Here is a 25,245-nt window from a genome sequence, read left to right as displayed (position 1 = left end):
ATGTATGTCAGATCAATAGGGATAAGAACGTGAGAATCAATAAACATATCCGCAATCATGTTTTAGATGTATGTCAGATCAATAGGGTTAAGAACCATGCAGAACCTTGGCCGCACAGCCACGATGTTTTAGATGTATGTCAGATCGGCGGGTGGAAAAATGAAGCTATCAATGGCTACAAAATTTTTACGCTTATGGAAAACCTAACGGAGTAATGGAACAAAATCATTAGTGTAATTACTATATTTGATCAAATTGTTGGTTAGATAAAGGGATAAAATGAATGTAGAGGTTTCATGTTTATGATACCCTTACATTATATCTAGCAATTTGGACGGTAGATGGTATATCGTGTTACAGGTTTTAGATGTATGTCAGATCAATAGGGTTAATTTGAACTAAAGTTTTGCTAGATTAAGAGACGTTCGAAAAAGATATTTCGAACGCTTTTTTATTTGGAATAAATTTTACTAGTAAAGCTGTCTGGTGAATTTTTTAGACAGCTAGTACTAAGAGGGTCTGCGGAAATAATTTGTTTACTTCGGTCTTTTTGAAATGTTCGATATCAATTAGTGATAGGATATGGATTCTGACTAGCGGATTTTTGAGTTAACGTGCTTAAAATTTGGTAATCACTATTGCATTTTTAGGGAGGCTTTTGGATTACTTGCATGATGCCCTGGGGGAGGGTTTTAGACAAATGTTATAATTCTTATTTCTGGAAGCCAACCTTTCATTTTTGTCTAATAGTTCACAATTGTGGCACTCTCCAATAAATAAAGTTACAATCGGAGACGAATAGATAGTATATCATTGTTACAGGGGAGATATTATGAAAAAGGTTTACACCTATTTGTCGACTGATGGTAGTTCTGCTTCTTTGGAATTTAATAAATTTATCTTGAATTTTTTTATTAATCACGCAAACGTCATTAATTTGGTGATCGGCTTTTCGGCGTTCGATGACGTGCATTATTTGAGTACTGAAGGGAAAAAAGACGGTTTTAATACTAACCTTCTATCGCGTGCAGATTTGGTTATTTTAGAAGACTCATATATAGACGCAAATATTGCTGGCCTACACGAGCTGGCAAAAGGGTTGTATAAAAGTACAATCTTGTTAAATCGTTTTGGTCTGACTTCGGGAATTTTAGATCGGGGAGACCTAGATTTAAATTTTGAATATAAAGACAAACGTGATTTATTAAAAATTATGAGGAGAATCGTTAAAGAAAATAATTTGAATTCTTAAGAATAGAAAAGTGAACTTTATGGCCTTCATAAGGGATTGCAATGTATTGTATTCTCAGTTGCTACTAGTAATGTTTTATCTCGCCGATAACACCAAGCCGCCAATAGTCAGCACGATGCCGACAATCATCGCCGGTGTAATTGGTTCCTTCAGTATGAGCCACGCGGCGATTACGTTAACGACGGGGACAAGGTACAGGTAGATGCTGGCCTGTACTGGACCGAGTTTTTGCACGACAAAGGTCCATAGCAGAAAACATAGCGCGGAGGCGCCCAACCCTAAGAACAGAATGTTGGCCAGATTTAATGGCTCTGCTAGGGTGGGAAGATTGATGCTGCCATGGGTCAGCCAGAAAATCGGCAGAATGAAAATGATACCGTACATAAATGTGCGTCGCGTCATTTGAAACGAATTGTAGTAAAAAGTATTCATACGTGTCACGATGTATGAATACAACGCCCAAATGACAGCCGCTAACAATGCCAATACATCGCCAACGATGCTGCCATGACCACTGCCGCCGGTTCCGTTGAACGAAATGAGTGCGATACCTGCGATAGCTAATACGAAACCGGCCATGAAGCTGCCAGATAACCGTTTGTGATCAAGCACAGCGGACAAGATGGCGATGAAGAGCGGGGAAACCGAGACAATGACCCCAATGTTAGCCGCAAGGGTGTAGGTCAACGCTAGATTTTCGCACAAGTAATAGAGTGAAATTCCTAGCAAACCGGCAAGGGCAAACGTCCCTTCACGTTTCCACGACGTAAACTTAAAAATTTTCGGATAAATGAGGAATAATGCGATTGCGCCAATGATAAAACGAATGAGTAAAATTTCTACCGGCTGAAAACTGCGTAACAGTACTTTTGTTGAAATAAACGTTGTACCCCACAGAAAAATGGTAATGAGTGCCCCAATATGACCACTTAATGATGATGTCTTTTTCATGATGCCCGCCTTTTACACTGATATTATTCAACGCTATCATGCTGTTGCTACAATTGTAAACACCGTTTGGGAACATTGCGTCTTTCTCTCTCACTAGAAAACGTTTACAATAGGAAAAGTAGAGTTATACAACAATATTTTTCTGCTAATACCTAAAAAGGAGCGATTATATGAGTACAGACAAGGATTTAACAGTTAGAGCAAACGCAAAGCAATACATAGATGATTTATACAATCAGTTGATTGTTCGAAAAGATCAGTCTTCGGAATTACGTGATATCACAGATGTGTTATTACAGTCATACAAAAAAATGGATGACGTCAAAAATCCCGAAGCGCTGGTTAACAGACTCGTTAACTATATTAGAAGTCAGGCGCTGAAGGCTAAGATTCATTTCCCATCCGACCAAGAAAATCTGGTGATTGAACTGGAAACGATTGGTCAAAGGGCAGGGCTAAACGGCGTCTACATGGCAGATTACTCTGACAAATCGCAATTCTACAGTTTGCTAGAAAAGATTCCTAAGCGATAAAAAAGTAATTTTGAGACATAAAAATAGTGGTCATCCAACATTTTGGATGACCACTATTTTCAGTTACTACTCAAATTTAATGTATCTTGTCAAAGCTTATTTAGCGTCGTAAGCTGCTTGGAAGATCTTGATGATATCTTCTTTAGTACCTTTACGAGGGTTGGAGAAGGCGTTCCCATCCTTCAAGGCATTTTCAGCCATCAATTCAAAGTCTTCAGGCTTTGCACCGATTTCCTTGATGGACTTTGGAATGCCAACATCTTGTGACATTTGCTTCATGGCCTTGATGGACAACTCAGCGGCGTCACGAGTTGACAAACCATCAGTGTTTTCGCCCATGATCTTAGCTAATTCAGCAAAGCGTTCTGGGTCAGCAACGATGTTGTATTCTTCAACGTAAGGCAACAGCAATGCACAGCAGACACCATGTGGGGCGTCATATTGACCACCAAGTTGGTGAGCCATGGCGTGAACGTAGCCTAAGTTAGCATTGTTGAAGGCCATTCCGGCTAACATTTCAGCCTCAACCATCTTAGTACGAGCTTCTAGGTTGTGACCATTTGCAACGGCTTCACGTAAAGAAGTTTCGATCAATTTGATCGCTTCGATACATTGTGAGTCAGTGATTGGGTTGTGGTCAACAGAAACGTAAGGTTCGATGGATTGAACGAAGGCGTCCATCCCAGTTGCGGCAGTTAAACCGGCTGGTACGTCCAACATCAAAGTTGGGTCGTTGAAGGAAACCAACGGAATGTTACGCCATGAAACAACAACGAACTTCAAGTGTGTTTCTTCGTTCGTGATAACGGCGTGACGGGTCAATTCTGAACCTGTTCCGGCAGTCGTGTTAACGGCAATCAATGGTGGCAAAGCCTTGTCCAAGGTTTCAATTCCGGCCAATTTAGTAATGTCGTCACCGTTTGTCAGGATGATACCGGCACCTTTACCGGTATCGTGAGCAGAACCACCACCGACAGTGATGATTGAGTCGGCACCAGATTCTTCATATAACTTCTTAACTTCTTTAATATTGCGGATCTTCGGGTTTGGTTCAACATTGTTGTAAACAACGTAATCAACGCCAGCTTTGTCCAATGAAGCCAAAGTTTGTTGAACGGCACCATCTTTCAAACCTTCCAAAAACTTGTCAGTGACGATAACAGGTTTCTTCATGCCTAACATCTTGGCACGGTCACCAATCTTTTCAATGACACCAGGGCCAAAGAAATTAACACTTGGCATTAAGAAATCGTAACTACGTTCAGCCATAACTGAAAAACCTTCTTTCATTATTTGTGAAAACATTTAACAACTCATTCATAAATAAACTATAACTATAAAAGTTACAATTATCAAGACCATTTTTAACGATTCACAAACTCGATTGTTGCGGGGATTATATGCTAGTTATCAGATTGCCGTTTTCACGGAATCGCTTTCATAGATAATAAACAAAATTCACAAGCATGACTATTTATTTGTTGCGTAATTCAACTGTTAACAAACGACACGCATTTGAAATAGTAGGAAAATTTTTAAGAAACGAACTGTTTGAGTCCTCTTAATGTGGAAATGATTCGGTATTTTGCTGGTCGTAAAATCTTGGTAAATTCACCAATTTCTTCAGCCGGATAACCATTAAATCCCTTTTTGAACTCAAACACGCCATCAGAGCCATCGAACTCACCAGCAATACCGAGAAAATTGTACGTTTGGATGTGTTGGTTGATTGCCTCATGCATCATGGCATCCTGAATAAGAAATGGGCCACGAAACATCTTGAATTCTTCGTTTGTGTAACTGAAAACATAGTCCATTTCTTGTGGTTGGATGATAAACATTGCACCGGCGATATTTAACGTCGTGCCATATTCGTCAGCAAACATTTTAGCTTGAGCGATTTTTCGCGTGTGGTTATTTAATTGACGTTTGAGATCAGCAATCTTGGCTTCGTTGTAACCTTTATGCTTGGCGGTCAGTTCGTTGATTTGTGTATCGTTGTGCGTGATTTTTTTCTGATAAATGGCAATGTAATTGTTCAAATTCAGTTCCGCAACGACAAACTGAACCTGGTTGCCATACGTTTCAAAAGCATCTTGGTAATAAGCGAGCGACTTGTCTTTAAAGTGCAGCCGTTCAGCCGTTTTATTGGTGTTGTATTTAAATTCACTGAGTTCATCAAACGGAATTTCTCGGAGGGTGACGCCAAATTCTTTGGCTTTATTAAGGTTATAGCGTGCTTTAGGACTGTAACTTTTGGTCAAGGTGTCAGTGTTCAAGTGACTTAGATCCTTTTTATAAACATAGTGATTAGCATGCGCAGCGGTCTTATACCCAACGGACTTGAAGTCAGCGTAATGGTAGCCGATTTCAGAGAGTGCTTGCGTTAGTGTTTCATTTTGCGAATCGATGATTGTGCCGTCGTTATCCAAAACGTGACAGTCTAGGTTCGGCACGAGTTTCAATTCGAGTCCTTGATGCTGAAAGGCATATTGCTCCAAGTCTGCAAGAAAGACACGTAGTCGGGTGACGCTGACTTTGTTCGGTGCAATCACTGGTCCACCGTATACTTCGAACCGATAACCGAAATGAATTTTTCGACCAACCAATAGTGCGGCCATAACTAATTCATTGTCTTCATATAGGCCACGAAACGTGGTGAGGTTATGTTCCCGTAATAAGAGTCGTTGTTGCCAGATGGTTTGATAAAAATTCCCGGTGGGACAATGTTGTTCAAACGACATAAATTCGGTAGGATCGATTTCTTGTACAGTTAACATAGGCAAACCTCCATCAAATCAAGATTAGACTCACTATCAGGGTTCGACCTTTAAATGGCCTTAAAGTTGATTATTAAAACGGTAACAGGAAATTTTTTTAAGAAAGTTATCAGTAGTTTTAAAAGATGGTGACCTAACTATGCCTTGGAAATATTAATACTGTTATTTACTGAAATGAAAAAGTTTTTAATGCAGTACTGCCTCTCTCGGTGATAGTTTGTTGACCTACGTCAAGAAGCTGATAATCGCAGAGTTCACATCGAGTGTCTAAGGGTGACGACTGTATGTCGATGATCATTGCCAACAACACGATCTCTGCAGGGCCAGTCAAGATCCCGGTATTCATGATTGAATCCATTCGCCTTGATGGTGACGGCAACAGGGTCTGGAACGTCAACGCCTGGGTCGGCCGCGGCTATAATAACGGCAAGCCGGTATCGATGAAGCTGCCAATGCGCGACAAGATCGCCACGAACGTCGGCATGCTGATCGTGCACAGCAACAAGGAAATGGCCCACCTCAACACAGTGCTGCCAGGCCTGTATCGCGATTACAGCAACAAGCCGCTGATCTAACTAAAGAAATAGGATTAACCAACGCGCATCTTGCCACTTGGGTAATCCTATTTTTGGATGCTGCACAGATTTCAGATTATTTTTATTTTGAATTTTTTTCGAATGTGCCAAGCCAAGGTAAACTCAACAATTGCGATGATCAAAACAATATGGTGAAAAATCATCTTAAATAAATAAGATTGCCTGAGTAGTGGCAGTCTTAATCATTAGGGTGGTACCCACGTAGCACAAATTCATAATCGTTTTATATAATGTTAGTATCATAATGCGCCTCAATAAGTGCATTACAGCAAGATTCTGTAAATTGGTTGGTCGACTAATTTATTTCCTGGGAAATAATTAGAAGCACCGGTAGAGAATGCTGGCGCTTTTTTATGTTTGCAGCGCTGCAGTGGAATGCCCTAAAAGAATGGAAAGCCGACCAACAAGCACTAACAAACGGCAATGTAAAAACGATTTATCGTGACTGACAAACATCTTGGATGGCAAAATTTGCGTATCCTGAGACAATTCAAAATGAGAGGTGCCAACATGCATATTGGTAAGCAGATTCAGTCTCATCGCCAGCAACTAAAATTAACCCAAGATGAGCTTGCCGAGAGACTATATGTGTCGCGACAAACGATTTCTAACTGGGAAAATGGCCGTAATTATCCAGACATTGAGAATCTGTTATTGCTTAGCAAGCTGTTTGACACATCTCTAGATGAATTAGTGAAAGGAGATGTGGCGGCGATGCAACATAAAGTGTATACCGACAAAACAGATCGTGATGTGAAATGGATGCTTGGTTTGACAGTCGCTGGATTTATTGCGATAGTGCCATCAATGTTCTTACCAAGAGGAGGATGGGTGCTGCTGGCTCCCGGATTTTTCTTTATTGCGGCTTTCCTGGTCAGTTGCCATATAGATTATCTAAATCACAAAGCTGATGTGCACACATATAAAGAAATCATCGCCTATATGAATGGTGAAAATGTTGATCAACTACGCCAGCAACGTAATTGGTGGCGTGATGGGTGGGACAAAACTAAAATTGTGCTGGCTTTCACGCTGTGTGGCCTAATCTTAACGTTTGTGGCTATGGTCCCGTATTTTATTTATCGTTTTATTGTTCAGTTAAGTTGATTGCGGAGCGTTGAATCTTTCAAATGTCAAAATCCCATAAAAAATCGTTGACGTGCTGAACTGAAATGGTTATGCTTACTTTCAGTTAGTCATGGGCTAATAAATTTTAAGCAAAAGGAGTGCCAAACATGTCATTAAAACAATTCTGTTGTTGTCAAAACTGTTTATCAACCAAGTCGATGACCATGGTGAACAATGTCTGTTGACACAACGGGATTTCTTTAATGACGATGGCACGCTAGCTTGAAATTTGGCGGTCAACGTAAAAAAAGAATCATGTGACAACGCATTTTGTCCATCTGTGGATAAGATGCGTTTTTTGTGTACGTAGACGATACTCTTCGTCCTCGGTCGCTGATACTACTCTTATCCACGACAATTAATAAATTTGAGGGGTATGACAAGTATGGAATTTTCTTTAAAGCGACGTAGACGAGTTTTAACGTTAATGACGGTATTACTGGCACTTATGGCATTGGTACTAACGGCATGTGGCAAGAAAGGTACTAGCAGTGATCGTCAAACACTTAAATTGTCGGCACAAACACCGCTAGATACTATTGATTTATCTAAAGCCACTGGCTATGGTCAAACCGGTAACGTATTCGAGAGCTTTTATCGGTTAGGCAAAAAGGGCAGTCTTACGCCCGGATTAGCCAAGTCCGCTGAGGTTAGTCAGGATGGTAAGACGTACACTTTCCATTTGCGACCAAACTTAAAATGGAGCAACGGTGATGCGCTGACTGCAAAGGACTTTGTTTATTCATGGCGGCGCACACTAACGCCTTCGACCAAGTCGCAATACGCTTACCTGTTTGACGGTATTAAGAATGCTAACCGCGTAAATGCTGGTCAAGCATCTGTTAAATCGTTGGGAATCAGTGCACCGAATAAAAGCACGGTTGTCGTTCAGTTAGAGCGGCCAATTGCGTACTTTAAACTGTTGATGGCGTACCCGCTGTTTGCACCGCAGAACCAACGGATTGTTGATAAATATGGTAAAAAGTATGCCACTTCTTCAAAGTATATGGTATACAGCGGTCCGTTTAAGATGACGGGTTGGAACGGGACCGGTAACCATTGGCAGTTCGTCAAGAACAATCAGTACTGGGATAAAAAAGTCGTTAAGCTACACAAAATTACGTATCAAGTTATTGGCAATAACACGACCGGTGTAGAAATTTTCGATCAAAAGAAATTAAGTTTGACGTTATTGTCTAACCAACAGGTCAAAAACTACAAAGATGATCCGCGCTTCCGGCAGTATCCTTATTCGTACATGACATATTTGAAATGGAATTTTCATGATTCTGATGCCACGAATAACAAAGCAATCAATAACTTGAACATTCGTCAGGCGGTCGCATTGTCTGTCAACCGAGCCCAGCTGACAGAGAAGGTTTTAGGTGATGGTTCTCGCGTGCCAACTGGGTTTGTTCCAGGTGGATTAGCCACTGATGCCAAGAACAAAAAGGACTTTGCTAGTGAGCAAAAAGTTGCCCATACAGTCGCTTATGAGCCGACACTAGCCAAGAAGAAGTTTGCCACAGGCTTGAAAGAAATTGATCAGAAAAAAATCACACTTACACTGCTGTCGACAGACGATGATGGCACGAGTCCGATGGTGGCACAGTTCCTTAAGAGTCAGCTTGAAAAGAACTTACCAGGATTAACGCTGAACATTCGCTCAATTCCTTCTAAGGCCGCTAATCAGCAAGGTCAAAAAGGTGAGTTTGACATTATGCTCTCAGGTTGGGGAGGCGACTTTAACGATCCGGTAACCTTTTTGCAAATCCCCCAGACCAATACGGCGTATAATTACGGTAAGTGGTCAGACACGAAGTACGACGATTTAATTGATCGTGCTCAGAATGCAGACGCTAATGATTCTAGCAAACGTTGGCAAGACCTGGTTCAGGCAAGTCAGTATTTAAATCAAGTACAGAGCTTTACGCCACTGTATCAAGCAAACTATGCATATTTGCAGCAGAACAACGTTCAGGGGATCATCCATAACACGGCCGGCACGCAGTGGAATTATAAATACACAAGCATTAAGTGATGGAAGTTTGTCGGTTGTCATGTATGGTTCACAATTATGTAACTGGATTTTTAAGGGTCCTATGTGATAGTCTTGTTGGTATTAAAAAGGATCTTTAAGTGGCATTGTAAATGGAGGAATCACCATGGCAGCAGACGTTAAACCACGTTTGATCGACGACCAGCTTTGTGTCGCCGTTTATAACGCGAATAAATTATTTAATCATTTTTATATTGAAACACTGAAGCCTTACGGACTAACATTCCCGCAATACATTGCCCTATGTGTGTTATGGGAGCAGGACAAGTTAACGGTCAATGAAATTGGTGAACGTGTCAGTTTGGACAGCGGTACGTTAACGCCATTACTACGTCGCTTGGAAACCAACGGCTGGGTCAAACGGACGCGGTCAAAGGTTGACGAACGTCAGGTTGTTGTTAAATTGACGGCTAAAGCCAAGTCTAAACGCGATGAAATCTACCAACATGTAACTGATTGTCAGGATTTGCTGAATTACGATGACGATACCTATGTAAACTCACGTTCAGCAATGTTCGATTTGTCAGATCGGTTAAAAGCTGTCGAAGGCGAAGATTTGTCCGCTAAGTAGTTGTTGTCGACACTCAGAAATAAGTTATACAAAAACGCTGTGTAAGAAAATGGGTCACTAATGGCTCATTGGCTTGCACAGCGTTTTTTATGTGGAATCGAGTGGTAGGTGAAGTCATCACAGACTGCTAACTTTTAACATTTTGTATTTTGACTACGCTTGAGGACTAATAGTCGCGGCCTTGTTTGAACGATACAAGGTGAGACTCAAAATAATTAGCCATACACCAGTAATTAAGAAGTTTCCCCAACCGAGTTTTGGAAGTAACGCAACCGCATTAAGACCAACACCGGGGATGAGGACTAACACGGTTATAAACGAGTTGGCTAGGCCAAGACTACTGGATTGACTGGCTGTATATACAGCGGCAAACGGCAATCTCATGCTTTGCCCAGCAATGATTTGAGAAATTAATAACGCATAAAGCGTTGCATTAATGTCAGTGATTAAGGCCTGCCAGCCAAGTAAAGGTGTTAATAACACGGCAAGTAGTAATGCCTGTGGGATTAATAATCTAGCCACGACCATCCAAACGGTTGCTTGGCGAAAGTCATGGGCGTGAAAACCAGGAATGATTTTGAAAACGCTGATGGCTTCGGGAGTACTGCTGTATCTAAGGTTGATGATCAGTTGCGGAATACTAAAGGCCATTGCGTAAACGGTCAGCGTTAGCCAACGATTCTGCAAGAGTGCTTCCCAATGACCGCCGTCGATACCGAATTCGACAAGAAAAACGAATACGATGACCACGGTGAGTCCCAAAACAGGATATACCCGCAGATGGTAGTCTCGTTCCGTTTGGTTGAGCCGCCAAGCCAGGTTGAAATACTCACGTTTGCGAAGATTGTGACGGTACGGCAAGACCATTAATCGTTGCCAAACGCCAACACGTGGCCTTTTATCCGAGTGAGTGGCTAATTTTTCTAGCATGACTTCAAACTGACTACTGATGTGAAGGTAGTAGATGACACTTAAGATTAACCCCAGGATAGCAAAGCCGGTGAAGATGATTAGGCTTGGCGTCCATGTGCCTTGCGACGCAGCCAATGGTGCGGCGAACCAGAATGGAAAAGCGATGACGCTCCACCAATGCCAAATTGGCGAAATCGTAAAGCTGACATTGAGATTGTCTAACAAGTTTGGCAATTGGGTAGCCGCATAGATTAAAATCATGAAAGCAACTTGAAAGATGTTAATCATGTTGCGTAGCTTGTCACCGTTAAATGTATGAAGAATGACAAAGTACAATAACAAAGCAACAAACGATGTGAATATTGTGAATAAAATGGTATCAATTAAAAATAAGATGGCAAATATTGGGGATGCTCGCCAAATCAATATCAGAAATGCTGGACCAACGAGTAGAAAGGCAATAATACCAACATAGTAGCTGATGTGAATCAAACGCGCAGCATTTAGCGTTTGATCATTAACGCCACGGATACCAATAATCTGTCGATCTCGTGGATCGAGTAATACAGACGAAAAACTCGATAAAATAGTGGTGAATAATATCATGAAATAAGCGAGAAAAAAGTAGCACATGGCTGAAAATGAAGTGCCAAATAATAGCAATAGGCCGAAAATTACGCCGTAAATGCCGTAATACCACAGTGACCGTAAAAGACCACGAGCGGTGGGAATTTCGTCATCTTTCTTAACGTTGTCCGTTTTCATTTGCATAAAGACAGTGAAGAAGGAAGTGTCGCGAGTATAAAGTAATAGCTTATATTTCAAAATAAGTCGCAGTTTCTGGTAATTAATATGACGCTTGGCGAACAACGATTGAAAGCGATCCAAAAAAACAAGTAGTCCACTTTCTTTGTTAGCTTTTCCTTTTTTATAGAGCATTTAGGACACCCCCAATACGTCGATGAACGCTTGGGCTTTTTCACCATGCTCTTTGAAACCGGTCATGTCATTGAACAGCTGTTGGAGGGTAGTGTCAGTGCTGTTTGATAGATCAGCAAACGTTCCGTGGGCCGCTACCCTGCCATCGTGAAGTAACAAGATTTGATCACTAACGGCCTGGACGACATCTAAAATATGAGAAGAGTAAAAGATGGTTTTGCCTTGATACCGAAGTTTACCCAAGACCTCTTCAATGATTAGGACGGTGTTGGCATCAAGTCCGTTCAGTGGTTCATCCCAAAACAGTAAGTTAGGATTGTGTAGAAGACTCGCAATAATCAATACGCTCTGCCGCATGCCTTTTGAAAAGCTGCTGATGGGTTTGTTGAAACTATCTCCATTACCTAGGATGGTGAGCAGCTGTTGCGCTTTGTAGCGAGCATCCGCCTCGGTTAACCCATAGAGTTGGCCAATAAAACTAAGGTATTCATTGGCAGTGAGGGCTTCAAAAATATCAGCATTTTCGGGTACATAACCGATTCTCTGCATGAGTTCATCACGATGTTCGTGCAGTGACTGGCCTAAAATAGTTATCTCACCGTCACTAGGTTGCTCTAGGCCAAGAATGATTTTTAAAGTGGTACTCTTACCAGCACCATTTTGACCGATATAGCCCACGATTTGACCAGCTGGAATTGCAAACGTCACGTCTCTTAGCACCTGATGATTTTCAAAATGTTTGGCAACATGGTTCAATGATAAAACATCTGTCATTTTTAAACGCCTCCTCGATAATAACTTTTTTATTATTTTATCGTAAGATGGCGTTTGAGTGGCGAAAAGACTACCGATTGAAGTGCTAACCTTCGGCACATTATGGCGGAATTTTTGTTAACTGGTGACCAGAAACCTGATTACGTTTCACGTGTAACAAATGGCCTAAAATTGTGAAAATGAGCTAGGTTGACTGCCGAAAAGTGAACTAAACATTGAGCTTTATATTCTCTGACAATCTTTTCTGAAAAGTTAGGCTAAGACTGTTGTGGCAAGGTATTTAAAGCACGTATTGTTAACTATTTCACAGCTTGACGGATGAAAAAGATGCGTTTACATTAATCACCGAAAGCGATTTCATTTTTCACAAAGTTTCGATATTGGAAATTTATATTGAAACTTTGATAAACAGTAATTAAAAACTGTCATGATTTATGAAAGGAGACCAGATATGGCCAATAAGATTAGTGGTTCAGATGCAGTACTGAAGGTAATTGAAGCGTGGGGCGTGGATCATATTTTTGGTTACCCTGGTGGTTCGTTTGATTCAACAATGAACGCTCTTTATAACCAGAGTAATAAATTGAAGTTCATTCAGGTTCGTCACGAAGAGGCTGGCGCATTAGCTGCCTCAGCGGAATCAAAGTTAACTGGTAAGATTGGGGTTTGTTTTGGATCAGCAGGCCCCGGTGCCATCCACTTAATGAATGGCTTATATGATGCTCGTCATGACCACGCACCGTTGCTGGCCATTGTGGCCCAGGTGCCTTCAAGTAATATGAACCGGGATTTCTTCCAAGCCATGGATGAGGAACCAGCCTTCAACGATGTTGCTGTTTGGAATAAAACCGCAATGAATGCTGAAGGGTTGCCACAGCTAGTTGACGAGGGGATTCGGCACGCCTATAAGTATCACGGCGTTGCCGTATTGACGATTCCTAAAGACTTTGGCTGGGCCATGATTGATGATACGTATGAATCAAACGCAGTTAATCACGTTGCGCCACTATATCCAGAACCAGATCCGCAAAAAATCGAAGAAGCTGTCAAACTGATCGAACAGGCTAAGGCGCCCATGATTTACTTTGGCAAGGGTGCGTTTGGTGCCGCTGATGAATTAAAGGCTGTTTCTGAAAAGTTTAAGATGCCACTGGTTTCATCCGTTTTGGGCAAAGGTGTCTTGGATGAAACGTATCCAGCTTACATGGGCTCAACGGGTCGAGTTGCACCTAAACCTGGTGCTGACCTTGGCTTTTCTACTGATTTGATCGTTTGGGTTGGGAATGACTCGCCGTTTAGCTCGATGCTCTTTACTCCGAAGGCGAAGGTTATCCAGATTGATGTAGATTCTGAAAAGCTTGGCAAACGGCATCATATTGACGTGCCAGTTCTCGCCGATGCCAAGAAAGCGCTAGCAGCTATTGCAGCTAAAGGTGAACAGCAGGAACCGAGTGCTTTTTATAAAGCTGCGCTAGCTGACAAAGAAAATTGGCGCTCTTGGCAAGATAGTTTCAAAGATGATGAAGAAGTACCACTTCGGCCAGAACCAGTCTTTAATGTGTTGAACCAAACGGCTAGTGATAAAGCTGTCTTTGCTGTTGATGTTGGTAACGTCAACATCAATTTTGAACGTTTAGTTGATATTCACGGCGATCAAAAATGGACGACTTCCGGTCAATACGCAACCATGGGTTATGGTTTGCCGGCTGCAATTGCTGCGAAAATCAATTACCCGCACCGCGATGTATACAGTCTGAGCGGTGACGGTGCGTTTGCCATGCTGATGGAAGAAATCCTGACTCAGGTCAAGTATCATCTGAATATTGTGAACATCGTCTTCAGCAATGAAACGCTAGGCTTTATCGAAGCTGAACAAAAAGACGACAGTAATCAGCCACTCTCTGGTGTTGATCTGCCAGCAACAGATTGGGCCGCTATTGCCCGTGGGATGGGTGCAGAGGCATATACCGTTAAGACATTGGACGATTTCAAACAAGCCATGGCCGCCGCAAAACAGGCAAGTGCGCCAGTGGTCATTGATGTGAAATTTACCCATGAAATGCCACTAACAACGCAACACATGTTCCTTGATCCGAGCTTCCAGCCTAAGGACAAGGTAGATGCCTTCGTCGAAAAGTATCAAGCTCAGGCATTAAAGCCATTTAGTTACTTTTTGAAACAAGCTTCTGGAGACAACGGAAACGAAGCCGATGCATCGACGGGCGCTTCTGAAGACACGGAGGAGGAAACACCAGTGGAAGCTGACCCACAATCAGGTGATATCGACGCGTCTACTGGAGCCTCGGAAGAAGATTAATTGCTAATATAAAATTTAGTTTGTTCGCTAACCGACAAATGCAAGATTGAATTTCAGCAAACACAAAATGCCATGTGATAAAGTCGCCACAAAAAGTGGGGATGATGCACATGGCATTTTTGTTCAATTGGGCCGAAGTTGAGCCAGACGAATACGCAATGACAACGACTGATGGCAGTATTGTTGACCTTGGTGAACGGAACTATCTGCGGATTGATGGCGAAGGGGATGAAAGTAGTGCCGAATTCATGCGTGATGCGGCAATTTTGCTAACGTTGGGGAAATTCCTGTCAACTGCACCGACACATGGGATTCCCATTGCAACCTTTCGTAAATTTGTACACTACCCTTTGATGGTGAATTGGTACGGAACTTTACACGATGACCATGAACGCTACCAGATGCGAATGAAACAACCCAATTTTATGCCTGCAGATGCTGTGATTGCTGCTATCAATCAACTAAGGGAAAGTATGCCAATGATTGGTGATGTTACTTATGAACGGTTCAAAGAGGGGCTGGAAGCACAGGTTAGCCAAATCGGTCTAGTTACACCAGCATTGGTTGAAAAACTGCAAATGTTTATCGGCAATAGCCCATTTGTTATTGATCACGGCGATGACTGGCACCGAGAACTGTACTTAAACGACGTGACGGCGTTGCCACGATCACAGTGGCAAATTATTTTGCGCCAGCAGATTAGCGTTGCTGATCCAGTAGCGGCGCGCAATTACCCCATTGTCATAAATTGAGCCATCATAATTTGTGCGTTGACAATTAATTTGAAAACTAATATCTTTATGCCAGTTGAATAAATCATTTCTTCGGGGCAGGGTGAAATTCCCGACCGACGGTGACAACAAGGTGTCGTTTGACAGCTTGTTGAAGTCCGTGACCCGCGCAAGCGGTTGATGCAGTGTGAATCTGCAACCGACAGTACAGTCTGGATGGGAGAAGAAATTGGTGATGATCATTTGTGGCCGACCAGTTAATTATGCAGTACGTTTTTTTAATTGGTGCAGTCTCACAACGATCATCGTTACAAACGTTGATGGAATGCTTTCATCAGGGTTTGTTTACCTAGGCAAATTTACCGCCCCGTGAATTTTTATATTCGCGGGGCGTTTTTTTGTAGAGTGGTGCCGAAGCTCGGGAAGAACCGAGCAATAACGTAAAGGCGACTGCATGCAAGCGGACTGTGCTTGTAGGCGGGTGGCTTTGGGTTATGCGCAGGATCTTGAGCGACAGGTGCACGTTTAGGTAGAGTGATGCCGAAGCCCTAGGAGAAGTTGAGCAATAACGTGGAAGATGTGGCATTCGATGGTTTCGCGAATGAAACGTCTTCCGGGTTATGCGCAGGCTTCTGGGCGACAGGTGCACGTTTAGGTAGAGTGATGCCGAAGCTCGGGAAGAACCGAGCAATTTTCAATACATTTAAAAACGGGGTGGTTGGATGATACAGTCGGACTATATGGCGCAAGCGATTGCTGCAGCACGTTTGGGCGCTGGTTTAACGTATCGGAACCCACTGGTGGGTGCTGTGATTGTGAAAAACGATCGCGTACTGGCTGTGGGACATCACGTTGGCTTTGGTCATGCCCATGCTGAAGTTGACGCGTATCAACATGTAACACACCCCGAAGATGTGATTGGTTCAACGATGTATGTCACTTTGGAACCATGCAGTCATTATGGCAAAACGCCGCCATGTGCCCACCAATTGGTGAGGTGGGGTGTCAAAGAAGTTTATGTTGCGCAACAGGACCCGAATCCCTTAGTTGGCGGGAAAGGCATTGCCTATTTGCGTGAGCATGGGGTTCAGATTCATGTGGGCCTGATGGAAACGGTCGCTCGGCAATTGAATCGTGCCTACAACTTTTACTATGAGTATCAACGACCGTTGGTGACCGTCAAAGTTGCTCAAAGTTTGGATGGTAAATTGTCATTGAACGATGGCAAACGGACGTATTTGACTGATATGGTAGCCAATGCGGACGTTGATCACTTACGCGCAACACAGCAGGCAATTTTGATCGGCAGTCAAACGGCAATCGATGATGATCCACGTTTGCTGGTCAAAGAAAGGGTAGCCTACCCACCTGTTCGTGTTCTTTTGGATCGCAGAAATCGAGTATCTCATACATCACGTTTGTGGCAAACGAATGAGGCGCCCCTATGGCATTTTGTGACAGGGAAAGAGTCGACAAAAGGCATTGAAGACAAAGATACACGGCGAACCTTTAAAACGTCGGAGTGGTCAATTGACAAGGTTATTCAAACGTTATCGGATCAAGGTGTTCAATCTGTGTTAGTCGAAGGCGGCGCTCATATCCAAGATGCTTTTCTTCGTGTTGGATTGGTCGATCAGCTTATTATTTATCAAGTTCCGGAAATCTTTGGTGGTCGGTCACTGGCATCCTTCGCCAGTCGTGCGGATTCAATGCGAATGAGATTTACCCCAGTGACGATAGAAAAGTGCGGGAATGCCACTAAAATGGCATTCATCCGGCCATCACTGGCGGCAGATTGGGGGCTGGACTGATGTTTACTGGAATTATTAGTGGTCTTGGTAAGATCACACAAATTCATCGTCAGGGCCATACCTTAATGCTAGAAATCACGATACCGTCGAATATTAGAACGGGTCTACAGCTGGGCGACAGTTTGTCAGTAAACGGCGTTTGTCTGACGGCGACATCGGTGAGTGACTCAAACGTAACCCTTGACGTAATGCCGGAAACATTCAAACGAACGACGCTGTCCTCAATGAACATTGGGCATTCTGTCAATCTTGAGCGAGCGCTTCCTGCAGATGGCCGGTTTGACGGTCATATCGTGCAGGGACACGTGGATGGCGTCGGCCGCATTATTCGAGAATGGCAGGATGAAAACGCACGGTTTGTTCAGATTCGATTGCCACAAGCGTTAACTAATCAAGTGGTGACCAAAGGTGCAATTGCCGTTGATGGCACCAGTCTGACGGTTGTGAAGGCAATGGCCAACTGGTTCACTGTCAGTCTTATTCCGCAAACGCAGTCCGCTACTATCCTTGCGATTAAACGGGCGGGTGCTGAGGTGAATATTGAAATCGACGTCATTTATCGCTACTTACAGAACATGAAGGGAGACCAAGCATATGGCAACGCTTACTGAAAAAATAACAACGGCACTGACGGCCTTGAAGCATGGCAAACTGATTCTAGTGGTCGATGATGCCAACCGAGAAGCCGAAGGGGACTTGATTGGACTTGCCTCGCTAGCAACGCCAGATTCAGTTAACACAATGACGAAGGATGGTCGCGGTTTGATTTGCGTGCCTATGACAGCCACAAAAGCAGAGCAGTTAAACCTGACTTTGATGACTACGCAAAACACAGAACATTTTCATACTGCGTTCACGGTTAGCGTGGATGAACGTCACACGAGCACCGGTATTTCAGCGTATGAACGCGCAACAACAATCCGCCGCTTGGGTCAGGTTGACGCGACTGAAGCTGACTTTGAACGACCCGGCCACATTTTTCCATTGATTGAACGGGAAGGTGGTGTGCTTGTTCGGCGTGGACATACAGAGGCGGCAGTCGACTTGGCCCGTCTGGCAGGCGAGGAGCCAGCAACTGCGTATATTTGTGAAACATTAACCACTGACGGTCATATGCGACGTTTGCCAGAACTAAAACAGTTAGCAACGAAGTTAGGAATTCCGTTGATCACAATCGATGACTTGACTCAATACCGTTACTTGATTAACGACAGGGCAGTCACGGCTGATGTACAGGTTAAGTTACCCACGCAGTATGGCAAGTTTACATTAACCGATTATGAGAGTGCGACGGATCAACGTTTGCAGTTACTCCTTCATTCAACTTCGGCGAGTGCAAGTGATGTTCCGTTAGTACGTTTGCACTCGGAGTGTTTTACAGGGGATGTGCTGGGTTCCAAACGTTGTGACTGCGGCCAACAACTTGCTACGGCGATGACTAAAATCGGCGCGGAAGGTGGCTATTTGTTGTACTTACGCCAAGAGGGTCGCGGGATTGGACTGAAAAACAAACTGCGCGCCTATCAGTTACAAGAACAGGGGCTTGATACCGTAGAGGCAAACGAACATCTTGGTTTTGAACCAGATGAACGTGACTACGGGATTGCCGCAGCAATGTTACATGATCAGGGTGTCGACAGAATTCGTTTGATGACCAATAATCCAGATAAAATTGCTGGTCTACAAAAATATGGCATCGAAGTGGTTGAACGTGTGCCACTTGAAGTACCTGCGTACGCCGAGGATCACGATTATTTAAGAACAAAGCAGTTTAAATTTCATCATGCTTTACATGTTGATTAAACGGTGGATAAATTCATAAGAACTATTAATAGTGGAGGATAAGAAAATGACAGTTTTTGCAGGAGAGTATTTAGCACATTCAGGTAAAATTGCGATTGTCGTCAGCCGTTTTAACGAGGCGGTGACAGGCAAACTACTGGGTGGTGCGCAAGATATGCTACACCGGCATGAAGTAAACGATGATAACATTGACGTTGTCTGGGTACCGGGTGCGTTTGAAATTTCAGGGATGGTCAGGCAATTACTAGCAACAAATCGTTACGCAGGGGTAGTTACACTTGGTGCGGTGATTCGTGGCGAAACTAGCCATTATGATTATGTCTGTAACGAAGTGGCCAAGGGCGTGGGTCAATTGGCCTTGAACAGTGACGTACCAGTCGTATTCGGTGTATTAACAACGGATACCTTAGAGCAGGCGCAACAACGGGCTGGTGGCAAGGCCGGTAACAAGGGGAGCGACGTAGCAGCGGATATTCTTGAGCTAATTGATCTGCATAAGCAATTAGCCAATGCTTAGGTGATCTACTGTCCGCATGTAGATACAAAAAATCACGAGCCAACAGAACTCGTGATTTACATAGATAATTATTCAGCTTGGCTTAATGCGTCCACAATGTCCGTTTCAAACTTCTCAGCTTTGTCTGTGGTGCATAGCGTTTGATGACCTGGCCGTCGCGACCTACTAAAAACTTGGTAAAGTTCCATTTTATTCGACCATGACCAGCAGCGTCCTTTAAATAGGTGAATAACGGATCTTCATCGTCACCATTCACAGCAACACGCTTTGTCATCGGAAAGGTTACGCCATAGTGAACTTGGCAGAAATCATCCGTTTCCTCATCCGTCTCTAGCTCTTGGTGGAATTGATTCGACGGCAGGCCAAGAACATTGAAACCCTGATCATGATACTGTTTGTACAGGCTTTCTAAGCCTTCCAGTTGTGGCGCAAAACCGCATTTGCTAGCAGTGTTTACAATCAAGAGAACTTGACCGCGATAGTTGTCTAATGGGATGGTTTGGCCGCTCATTTCAGTTTCCGAAAAATCATAGATTGATGCCATTAAATATGCTCCTTTCTAGTTGCTTGATATTGTTACACCATTGCTTGTGGTTATTGTGCGTCAATTTCATAAATAATGCGAGAATCGGGATTTTACAGTTTTGAGGCTGGTACCGGACGTTTCACGTGAAACAGACAAAATGGAAGTACCCTTCCAAAATCAAGAATTAGCAAACATGGAAATATACTTCCATTCCTCGAAAGGTAAATCATAGAAAAAGCCATCCAGAGGGGATGGCTTTTTTCTATGAAACCTCATTCTTTACGTTTACGCATACCGAAAATTGCTGAAACAATCAACACCAGAATTACCGCTCCAATAATGGACGGGAAGACTGCCATGCCAGCAAGCATTGGGCCCCAGTGACCGAAGATCATTTGACCCAGCCACGCTCCGACCAGACCGGCAATAATGTTACCAATGATTCCGGCTGGCAAATCACGATTTGTGATCATCCCAGCAACAACACCGATTATTCCACCAACAATAAGCGACCATAACCATCCAAGCATAAGCAAGCTCCTTTCTTATGAAAGCAATAAGGTTTTGCGTTGATTTAACGTTATCAAGAAATGATGAATAGCTCAATTTTTATGCCTAAAATAATTCACATTTGTGGTACATTTACACTTGTGCTACATTCACAGATGTGATATAGTATTTATCGAAGGGAGGTTACCGAGAATGTCATGAAAATTGATGTGAAGACGTATTTGGTCGAGCATGACTTGACCATCTATGAGGTGGCTAAGCGTAGTGGCTACGGGTATACCACCTTACACAAGTCGTTTAATAAACGACAAACAGATGCGACCCCGTTGAATATTAGGGATCTAGATGCATTGGCGCGTGCACAGCACGTTCAAATGTGGGAAATCCTAAGGGATCTGGAGTCACATTATATGAACTAACCTTTAAAGAGCTTTGAACTGAAGCATTAGTACAGAGGAGGAAATTAAATATGGCACAACAAAACTTTTCTAACGATCCGTTTGGCAACAACATGGACGATATTTTTAATCAATTAATGGGTAACATGAACGGGATTAACTCAGAATCACGTTATCTAGTTAATGGTCGCGAGATGACACCGGAAGAATTTGCAGAATACCGAAAAAATGGTCGTTTGGCAGCGTCTGAACAAGGGCGTAGCAAACAGGCGGCTCAAAGCGGAAAGAAGCAAGGCATTCTGGAAAAACTGGGTCGTAACTTAACTCAGGAAGCTCGCGACGGCAAGCTGGACCCGGTGATTGGCCGGAATAAGGAAATTCAGGAAACAGCCGAAATTTTAAGCCGTCGTACTAAGAACAATCCTATTCTTGTTGGAGATGCTGGGGTTGGTAAAACGGCCGTCGTTGAAGGACTGGCACAAGCAATTGTGAATGGCGATGTGCCAGCAGCCATCAAGGACAAGCAGATTTGGTCAATTGATCTATCTTCATTAGAAGCAGGTACACAATATCGTGGTAGCTTCGAAGAAAATATTCAAAACCTGATCAAAGAAGTTAAAAAAGCTGGCAATGTCATCCTATTCTTCGACGAAATTCACCAGATTTTAGGCACTGGTTCAACTGGTGGTGAAGATGGTGGCAAAGGCATGGCCGACATCATCAAGCCAGCACTGAGCCGTGGTGAATTGACGGTCATTGGTGCAACTACACAAGACGAATATAGAAACACCATCATGAAGAACGCAGCGCTTGCTCGCCGATTCAACGATGTTACGGTTAATGCGCCTAGTGCAGAAGATACCGTGGCGATTCTGAAAGGGATTCGCAAGTTGTATCAGGATCACCACAACGTTGACTTGCCTGACGAGGTTCTGAAAGCCGCTGTTGATTACGCGGTTCAGTACATTCCACAACGCTCGTTGCCTGACAAGGCGATTGACTTGCTGGACATGACAGCTGCACACTTGGCTGCACAACATCCAGTTACTGACAAAGTTAGTTTGGAAGCACAATTGAAGCAGGCTGAACAAGACAAACAGGCTGCCGCTGATAAGGAAGACTTTGAAGCCGCTGGTAAGGCAAAAGCCAAAGTCGATGCGTTAACCAAACAGTTGAAAGATGGCGGTCACGAAGAACGCCCAGTCGCAACTGTCAATGATGTCGCCGCCGCTGTTGAACGGTTGACTGGAATTCCGGTTTCACAAATGGGCGCCAGCGATATTGAACGGTTGAAGACCATTAACAAACGCCTTAAGGGTAAGGTTATCGGTCAGGATGAAGCGGTTGACATGGTTGCTCGGGCAATCCGTCGTAACCGTGCCGGCTTTGACGAAGGCAATCGTCCAATTGGGAGCTTCTTGTTTGTCGGCCCAACCGGTGTCGGAAAGACGGAATTGGCTAAGCAACTCGCGCTCGACATGTTTGGTAACAAGAATGCGATTATCCGTTTGGACATGAGTGAATATACGGATACCACCGCTGTTTCCAAATTAATTGGGACGACTGCTGGTTACGTTGGTTATGAAGACAACGCCAACACGTTGACGGAAAAAGTTCGTCGTAACCCATACTCCATCGTGTTACTTGATGAAATTGAAAAGGCTAACCCACAAGTGTTAACCCTGTTACTGCAAGTCATGGATGATGGCCGTTTGACAGACGGTCAAGGAAACGTGGTCGACTTTAAGAACACCATTATCATTGCCACATCTAACGCCGGCTTTGGCAACGAAAGCTTGAGTACCGATGAGAATCAGAACAAGAGCTTGATGGACAAGTTGGCACCGTACTTCCGTCCAGAATTTTTGAACCGGTTCAACGGAATCGTCGAATTCAGTCATCTAACTAAAGATGACTTAGGTCAAATTGTGGACCTGATGATCGATGACGTTAACCAAACGTTGGCTAAGAAGCAAATTACCTTGAAGGTAACGGATGATGCCAAAGCTTGGTTAATCGATCAAGGGTACGATGAAGCGATGGGCGCACGTCCATTACGTCGGGTTATTGAACAACAAATTCGTGACCGTGTCACTGACTTTTACTTGGATCACTTGGATGCCAAACATCTGGAAGCAGATTTGGTTGATGGGGAAATCAAGATCAAGGATTTGGACAAAGACAGCGTTACCGAATAGTGTTTGACCACATAACAAAGGCCAGTATCTTATTAAGATGCTGGTCTTTTGTTGTACATATTTTTTACTTGATGAAGGTAAAATTGGATATTTTAGAGTTCTTTTTTCTGGAATTGATTATGTTAATAATAAGAAAATATTGTATTGGTTAAAAAGTTTTTTTACCGAAAACGTGCCACCAAAGGGCGTTATGTTGTTTTTTTTATGAAGTGAAATAATGTGAATTACCATCTGACTTTTGCCGGCGTTGCACTATAAAATGAAACATATGGAAACAAGGTAAATTAGTTGGATTGCACATGGAGTGATGAAAAAATGGAAAGTACATTAGTTTCGATTATGAGTAGCAATGACATTAGTATCAGTAGACTGGCAAAAGTATCCGGTCTCACTAGAAGAACAATCACAAATTTTCAATATAATAAAGTCGCTCCAAGGTTATCTACGAGTGTAGCAATCATGAAGGGCTTGAGCATTTTGCACGTGCCTGGTAAACAAATGTTTGATATGTGGACAAACGGGCTAAATGAGTATCAAAAAGAATCAGTATGTGAAAAAATATATGCTTTTTCACATAGCAGACGGGAGAGACTGAATAATTTATTGCAAATGAACGGAGGGAGTCGGTTCTTCTTCTATCAAATCTATAGTTCAAACAGAAAAGTTAGCTTAGAATATAGAAACAATAACAACAGGAACATAGCTTTTGATGGAAACTTCATGGTTGAATGTGGAGTTCAAGGATTACAATTTAATGCTATAAATTTTGATTTTATGGTTAATTCGTCGAAAGTGAAGCAATTCCAAGTTAAAGATAATATAAGCCGTGTAGTAAAAACACTCAAAGAATACTGTATGGAAATAGGTTTTAAACGAATGGAGTTCCATTTTCTCTGTCAAAACGCGCGTTATGAACCAGAAGCAATATATGTGAAGGACAATGGCTTAGTGAAAGAAGAGTATGTCTGGTATGTTATTCAGAAAATGGGTTTTTACCTGATTACAATAAAAGGATTTTATATTTAGACATCGAAAATTAAAGGAGAAATAACAATGAAGACAGAACTGGAAGGTTTCAGGGTCAAGTCAGATAAACACGCAGAAGCCCAGGAATGGTTGAAATTTCTGGCAGATAATCGGCAAGCGTTCTTGGCAACCTTACCCGCAGAAAAAATGTTAGTAGAATCAGTCTTTTCGACAATGATTGGCAATGATCTGTATCTGTGCTGGTATTCTATTCAGGGTGATAATCCAAGGCCGGTTGAGGATTCTGAGAGTGAGCTGGACAAACGGCATGTCGCATACTGGGAGGACTGTATTGATGAAAGTGTGCCGTCACTGAAGTTTGATCATGTGGTGAACTATGTTCCGGATGAGTTGACGCAGAAAATGTCACGACTGTATGAGAATTAAAGTTTGATTGTTGCTAGTGCGTGCATGACGTCCACGGCGTTTTGCATTTGCGTGTCATCGAAGGGTGCCAGCGCGTTAGCGTAAAGGTCACGCTCCGTTTGGTGCATGTCGGCGTGCAGTTTAGCAATCAGTTGTCCAAGGTCGGTTACGGAAACGTAAACGGCCTTTTTATTATCCGCTTGGTGAAAACGCGTCAATAGTTCTGCTGACGCCAGCTTTTTAACGTAGCGTGAAAGCATTCCTTGTGAGAAGGGAACTTTGCCGACCAAATCTTGATAAGCCAGTGTTCGTTCAGGCGCTTCTGTTACGAAACTGAGAATCTGCATTTCCGAGTGCGTCATCTGCATTTTACGAAGTTTAGTAGCAACTTGATCAGTCAGTTGATTTTGAAAATGATCAATTGATGTTTGCCAAAAAGCTTTTTTAAAGTCTTCGTGAACATCATTTAAATCGTGGATAGATTGGTATATTTGCTGCATTTGCGAGTTAGTCATGCAATGTCTCCTAAAATAAATTACCGGTAATC

23 protein-coding genes, 1 pseudogene, 1 CRISPR repeat array and 1 riboswitch (1 of these 26 cut by a window edge) are annotated in these 25,245 nt (G+C 42.9%); of the genes and pseudogenes, 16 read left to right on the top strand and 8 right to left on the bottom strand.

Annotated features, from left to right (window positions below; translation table 11 throughout):
• Positions 1-95: direct repeats of the CRISPR family, unit length 36 nt; unit sequence GTTTTAGATGTATGTCAGATCAATAGGGTTAAGAAC (it extends 772 nt beyond the left edge of the window).
• A 737-nt stretch (positions 96-832) separates the two neighbouring features.
• Positions 833-1,252 (top strand): hypothetical protein, encoded by a 420-nt coding sequence (locus tag G400_RS0106675; protein ID WP_017261327.1) that lies wholly within the window; start codon positions 833-835, stop codon positions 1,250-1,252.
• Between the two features lie 75 nt (positions 1,253-1,327).
• Here the strand turns inward: G400_RS0106675 and G400_RS0106670 are convergent, their stop codons facing one another.
• Positions 1,328-2,203, bottom strand: coding sequence for a DMT family transporter (locus G400_RS0106670; protein ID WP_017261326.1), 876 nt, complete (start codon positions 2,201-2,203; stop codon positions 1,328-1,330).
• A 170-nt stretch (positions 2,204-2,373) separates the two neighbouring features.
• Between G400_RS0106670 and G400_RS0106665 the strand changes: the two genes are divergently transcribed.
• Positions 2,374-2,736: a bacteriocin immunity protein gene (locus G400_RS0106665; protein WP_017261325.1), complete on the top strand. Its 363-nt coding sequence runs from the start codon at positions 2,374-2,376 to the stop codon at positions 2,734-2,736.
• Between the two features lie 96 nt (positions 2,737-2,832).
• On the opposite strand, the gene G400_RS0106660 is transcribed toward G400_RS0106665, so the two are convergent.
• Both G400_RS0106660 and G400_RS0106655 read right to left on the bottom strand, forming a co-directional pair.
• Positions 2,833-4,005: an iron-containing alcohol dehydrogenase gene (locus G400_RS0106660; RefSeq protein ID WP_017261324.1), complete on the bottom strand. Its 1,173-nt coding sequence runs from the start codon at positions 4,003-4,005 to the stop codon at positions 2,833-2,835.
• Between the two features lie 266 nt (positions 4,006-4,271).
• On the bottom strand, positions 4,272-5,516 hold the full coding sequence (locus tag G400_RS0106655) for a peptidoglycan bridge formation glycyltransferase FemA/FemB family protein (RefSeq protein ID WP_017261323.1): 1,245 nt from the start codon (positions 5,514-5,516) through the stop codon (positions 4,272-4,274).
• Between the two features lie 284 nt (positions 5,517-5,800).
• On the opposite strand from G400_RS0106655, the gene G400_RS0106650 reads away from it, so the two are divergent.
• The 4 genes from G400_RS0106650 (at position 5,801) to G400_RS0106635 (ending at position 9,870) form a co-directional block, all read left to right on the top strand.
• Positions 5,801-6,091, top strand: coding sequence for a hypothetical protein (locus tag G400_RS0106650; protein ID WP_017261322.1), 291 nt, complete (start codon positions 5,801-5,803; stop codon positions 6,089-6,091).
• Positions 6,092-6,622: 531 nt separating this feature from the next.
• Positions 6,623-7,219, top strand: coding sequence for a helix-turn-helix domain-containing protein (locus tag G400_RS0106645; RefSeq protein WP_017261320.1), 597 nt, complete (start codon positions 6,623-6,625; stop codon positions 7,217-7,219).
• Between the two features lie 406 nt (positions 7,220-7,625).
• Complete coding sequence (locus G400_RS0106640) at positions 7,626-9,281, top strand: peptide ABC transporter substrate-binding protein (protein WP_017261319.1); 1,656 nt, start codon at positions 7,626-7,628, stop codon at positions 9,279-9,281.
• 124 nt (positions 9,282-9,405) lie between these two features.
• Positions 9,406-9,870: a MarR family winged helix-turn-helix transcriptional regulator gene (locus G400_RS0106635; protein ID WP_017261318.1), complete on the top strand. Its 465-nt coding sequence runs from the start codon at positions 9,406-9,408 to the stop codon at positions 9,868-9,870.
• A gap of 153 nt (positions 9,871-10,023) precedes the next feature.
• Here the strand turns inward: G400_RS0106635 and G400_RS0106630 are convergent, their stop codons facing one another.
• Both G400_RS0106630 and G400_RS0106625 read right to left on the bottom strand, forming a co-directional pair.
• Entirely contained in the window at positions 10,024-11,721 is a 1,698-nt protein-coding gene (locus tag G400_RS0106630; protein WP_017261317.1) for a hypothetical protein, read from the bottom strand.
• On the bottom strand, positions 11,722-12,495 hold the full coding sequence (locus G400_RS0106625) for an ABC transporter ATP-binding protein (RefSeq protein ID WP_017261316.1): 774 nt from the start codon (positions 12,493-12,495) through the stop codon (positions 11,722-11,724).
• Between the two features lie 451 nt (positions 12,496-12,946).
• Between G400_RS0106625 and spxB the strand changes: the two genes are divergently transcribed.
• From spxB to ribH, 6 genes are all read left to right on the top strand, one after another.
• Positions 12,947-14,812 carry a pyruvate oxidase gene (gene spxB, locus G400_RS0106620; RefSeq protein WP_017261315.1) on the top strand — a complete coding sequence of 622 codons (1,866 nt, stop codon included), beginning with the start codon at positions 12,947-12,949 and terminating at the stop codon, positions 14,810-14,812.
• Between the two features lie 110 nt (positions 14,813-14,922).
• Positions 14,923-15,564, top strand: a complete 642-nt coding sequence (locus tag G400_RS0106615) for a hypothetical protein (RefSeq protein ID WP_017261314.1) — start codon at positions 14,923-14,925, stop codon at positions 15,562-15,564.
• A gap of 64 nt (positions 15,565-15,628) precedes the next feature.
• Positions 15,629-15,775, top strand: a riboswitch (FMN riboswitch).
• A gap of 490 nt (positions 15,776-16,265) precedes the next feature.
• Positions 16,266-17,354 carry a bifunctional diaminohydroxyphosphoribosylaminopyrimidine deaminase/5-amino-6-(5-phosphoribosylamino)uracil reductase RibD gene (ribD, locus tag G400_RS14655; protein ID WP_017261312.1) on the top strand — a complete coding sequence of 363 codons (1,089 nt, stop codon included), beginning with the start codon at positions 16,266-16,268 and terminating at the stop codon, positions 17,352-17,354.
• On the top strand, positions 17,354-17,965 hold the full coding sequence (locus G400_RS0106600) for a riboflavin synthase (RefSeq protein ID WP_017261311.1): 612 nt from the start codon (positions 17,354-17,356) through the stop codon (positions 17,963-17,965). Before ribD ends, G400_RS0106600 begins: the two co-directional genes overlap by 1 nt.
• Positions 17,949-19,157 carry a bifunctional 3,4-dihydroxy-2-butanone-4-phosphate synthase/GTP cyclohydrolase II gene (locus G400_RS0106595; protein WP_017261310.1) on the top strand — a complete coding sequence of 403 codons (1,209 nt, stop codon included), beginning with the start codon at positions 17,949-17,951 and terminating at the stop codon, positions 19,155-19,157. The genes G400_RS0106600 and G400_RS0106595 overlap by 17 nt, the downstream gene beginning before the upstream one ends.
• A 46-nt stretch (positions 19,158-19,203) precedes the next feature.
• A complete protein-coding gene (gene ribH, locus G400_RS0106590; protein WP_017261309.1) occupies positions 19,204-19,674 on the top strand; it encodes a 6,7-dimethyl-8-ribityllumazine synthase in 471 nt (156 codons plus the stop codon).
• Between the two features lie 68 nt (positions 19,675-19,742).
• On the opposite strand, the pseudogene G400_RS0106585 reads toward ribH, so the two are convergent.
• Together G400_RS0106585 and G400_RS0106580 are read right to left on the bottom strand one after the other, a co-directional pair.
• Positions 19,743-20,218 (bottom strand): annotated as a pseudogene (locus G400_RS0106585) (glutathione peroxidase).
• Between the two features lie 254 nt (positions 20,219-20,472).
• Complete coding sequence (locus tag G400_RS0106580) at positions 20,473-20,730, bottom strand: GlsB/YeaQ/YmgE family stress response membrane protein (RefSeq protein ID WP_017261308.1); 258 nt, start codon at positions 20,728-20,730, stop codon at positions 20,473-20,475.
• A gap of 177 nt (positions 20,731-20,907) precedes the next feature.
• On the opposite strand from G400_RS0106580, the gene G400_RS0106575 reads away from it, so the two are divergent.
• The 4 genes from G400_RS0106575 to G400_RS0106560 all read left to right on the top strand — a co-directional run bounded on the left by G400_RS0106575 (position 20,908) and on the right by G400_RS0106560 (position 24,719).
• Positions 20,908-21,129, top strand: coding sequence for a helix-turn-helix domain-containing protein (locus G400_RS0106575; RefSeq protein ID WP_017261307.1), 222 nt, complete (start codon positions 20,908-20,910; stop codon positions 21,127-21,129).
• A gap of 50 nt (positions 21,130-21,179) precedes the next feature.
• Positions 21,180-23,306, top strand: coding sequence for an ATP-dependent Clp protease ATP-binding subunit (locus G400_RS0106570; RefSeq protein WP_017261306.1), 2,127 nt, complete (start codon positions 21,180-21,182; stop codon positions 23,304-23,306).
• A 315-nt stretch (positions 23,307-23,621) separates the two neighbouring features.
• The gene (locus G400_RS0106565; RefSeq protein ID WP_017261305.1) at positions 23,622-24,332 is read left to right on the top strand and encodes a hypothetical protein; all 711 of its coding nucleotides are present in this window, start codon (positions 23,622-23,624) and stop codon (positions 24,330-24,332) included.
• A 27-nt stretch (positions 24,333-24,359) separates the two neighbouring features.
• The gene (locus tag G400_RS0106560; RefSeq protein WP_017261304.1) at positions 24,360-24,719 is read left to right on the top strand and encodes a DUF6176 family protein; all 360 of its coding nucleotides are present in this window, start codon (positions 24,360-24,362) and stop codon (positions 24,717-24,719) included.
• On the opposite strand, the gene G400_RS15705 is transcribed toward G400_RS0106560, so the two are convergent.
• Positions 24,716-25,213 (bottom strand): MarR family winged helix-turn-helix transcriptional regulator, encoded by a 498-nt coding sequence (locus G400_RS15705; RefSeq protein ID WP_017261303.1) that lies wholly within the window; start codon positions 25,211-25,213, stop codon positions 24,716-24,718. The two genes, G400_RS0106560 and G400_RS15705, sit on opposite strands and share 4 nt — an antisense overlap.
• Positions 25,214-25,245 lie beyond the last annotated feature (32 nt).

The sequence above is a fragment of the Furfurilactobacillus rossiae DSM 15814 genome (assembly GCF_000428925.1).
GTDB classification, from domain to species: Bacteria; Bacillota; Bacilli; order Lactobacillales; family Lactobacillaceae; genus Furfurilactobacillus; species Furfurilactobacillus rossiae.
Note: the sequence above shows the minus strand (reverse complement) of the source record. Positions and strands in the feature narration are given on the sequence as shown.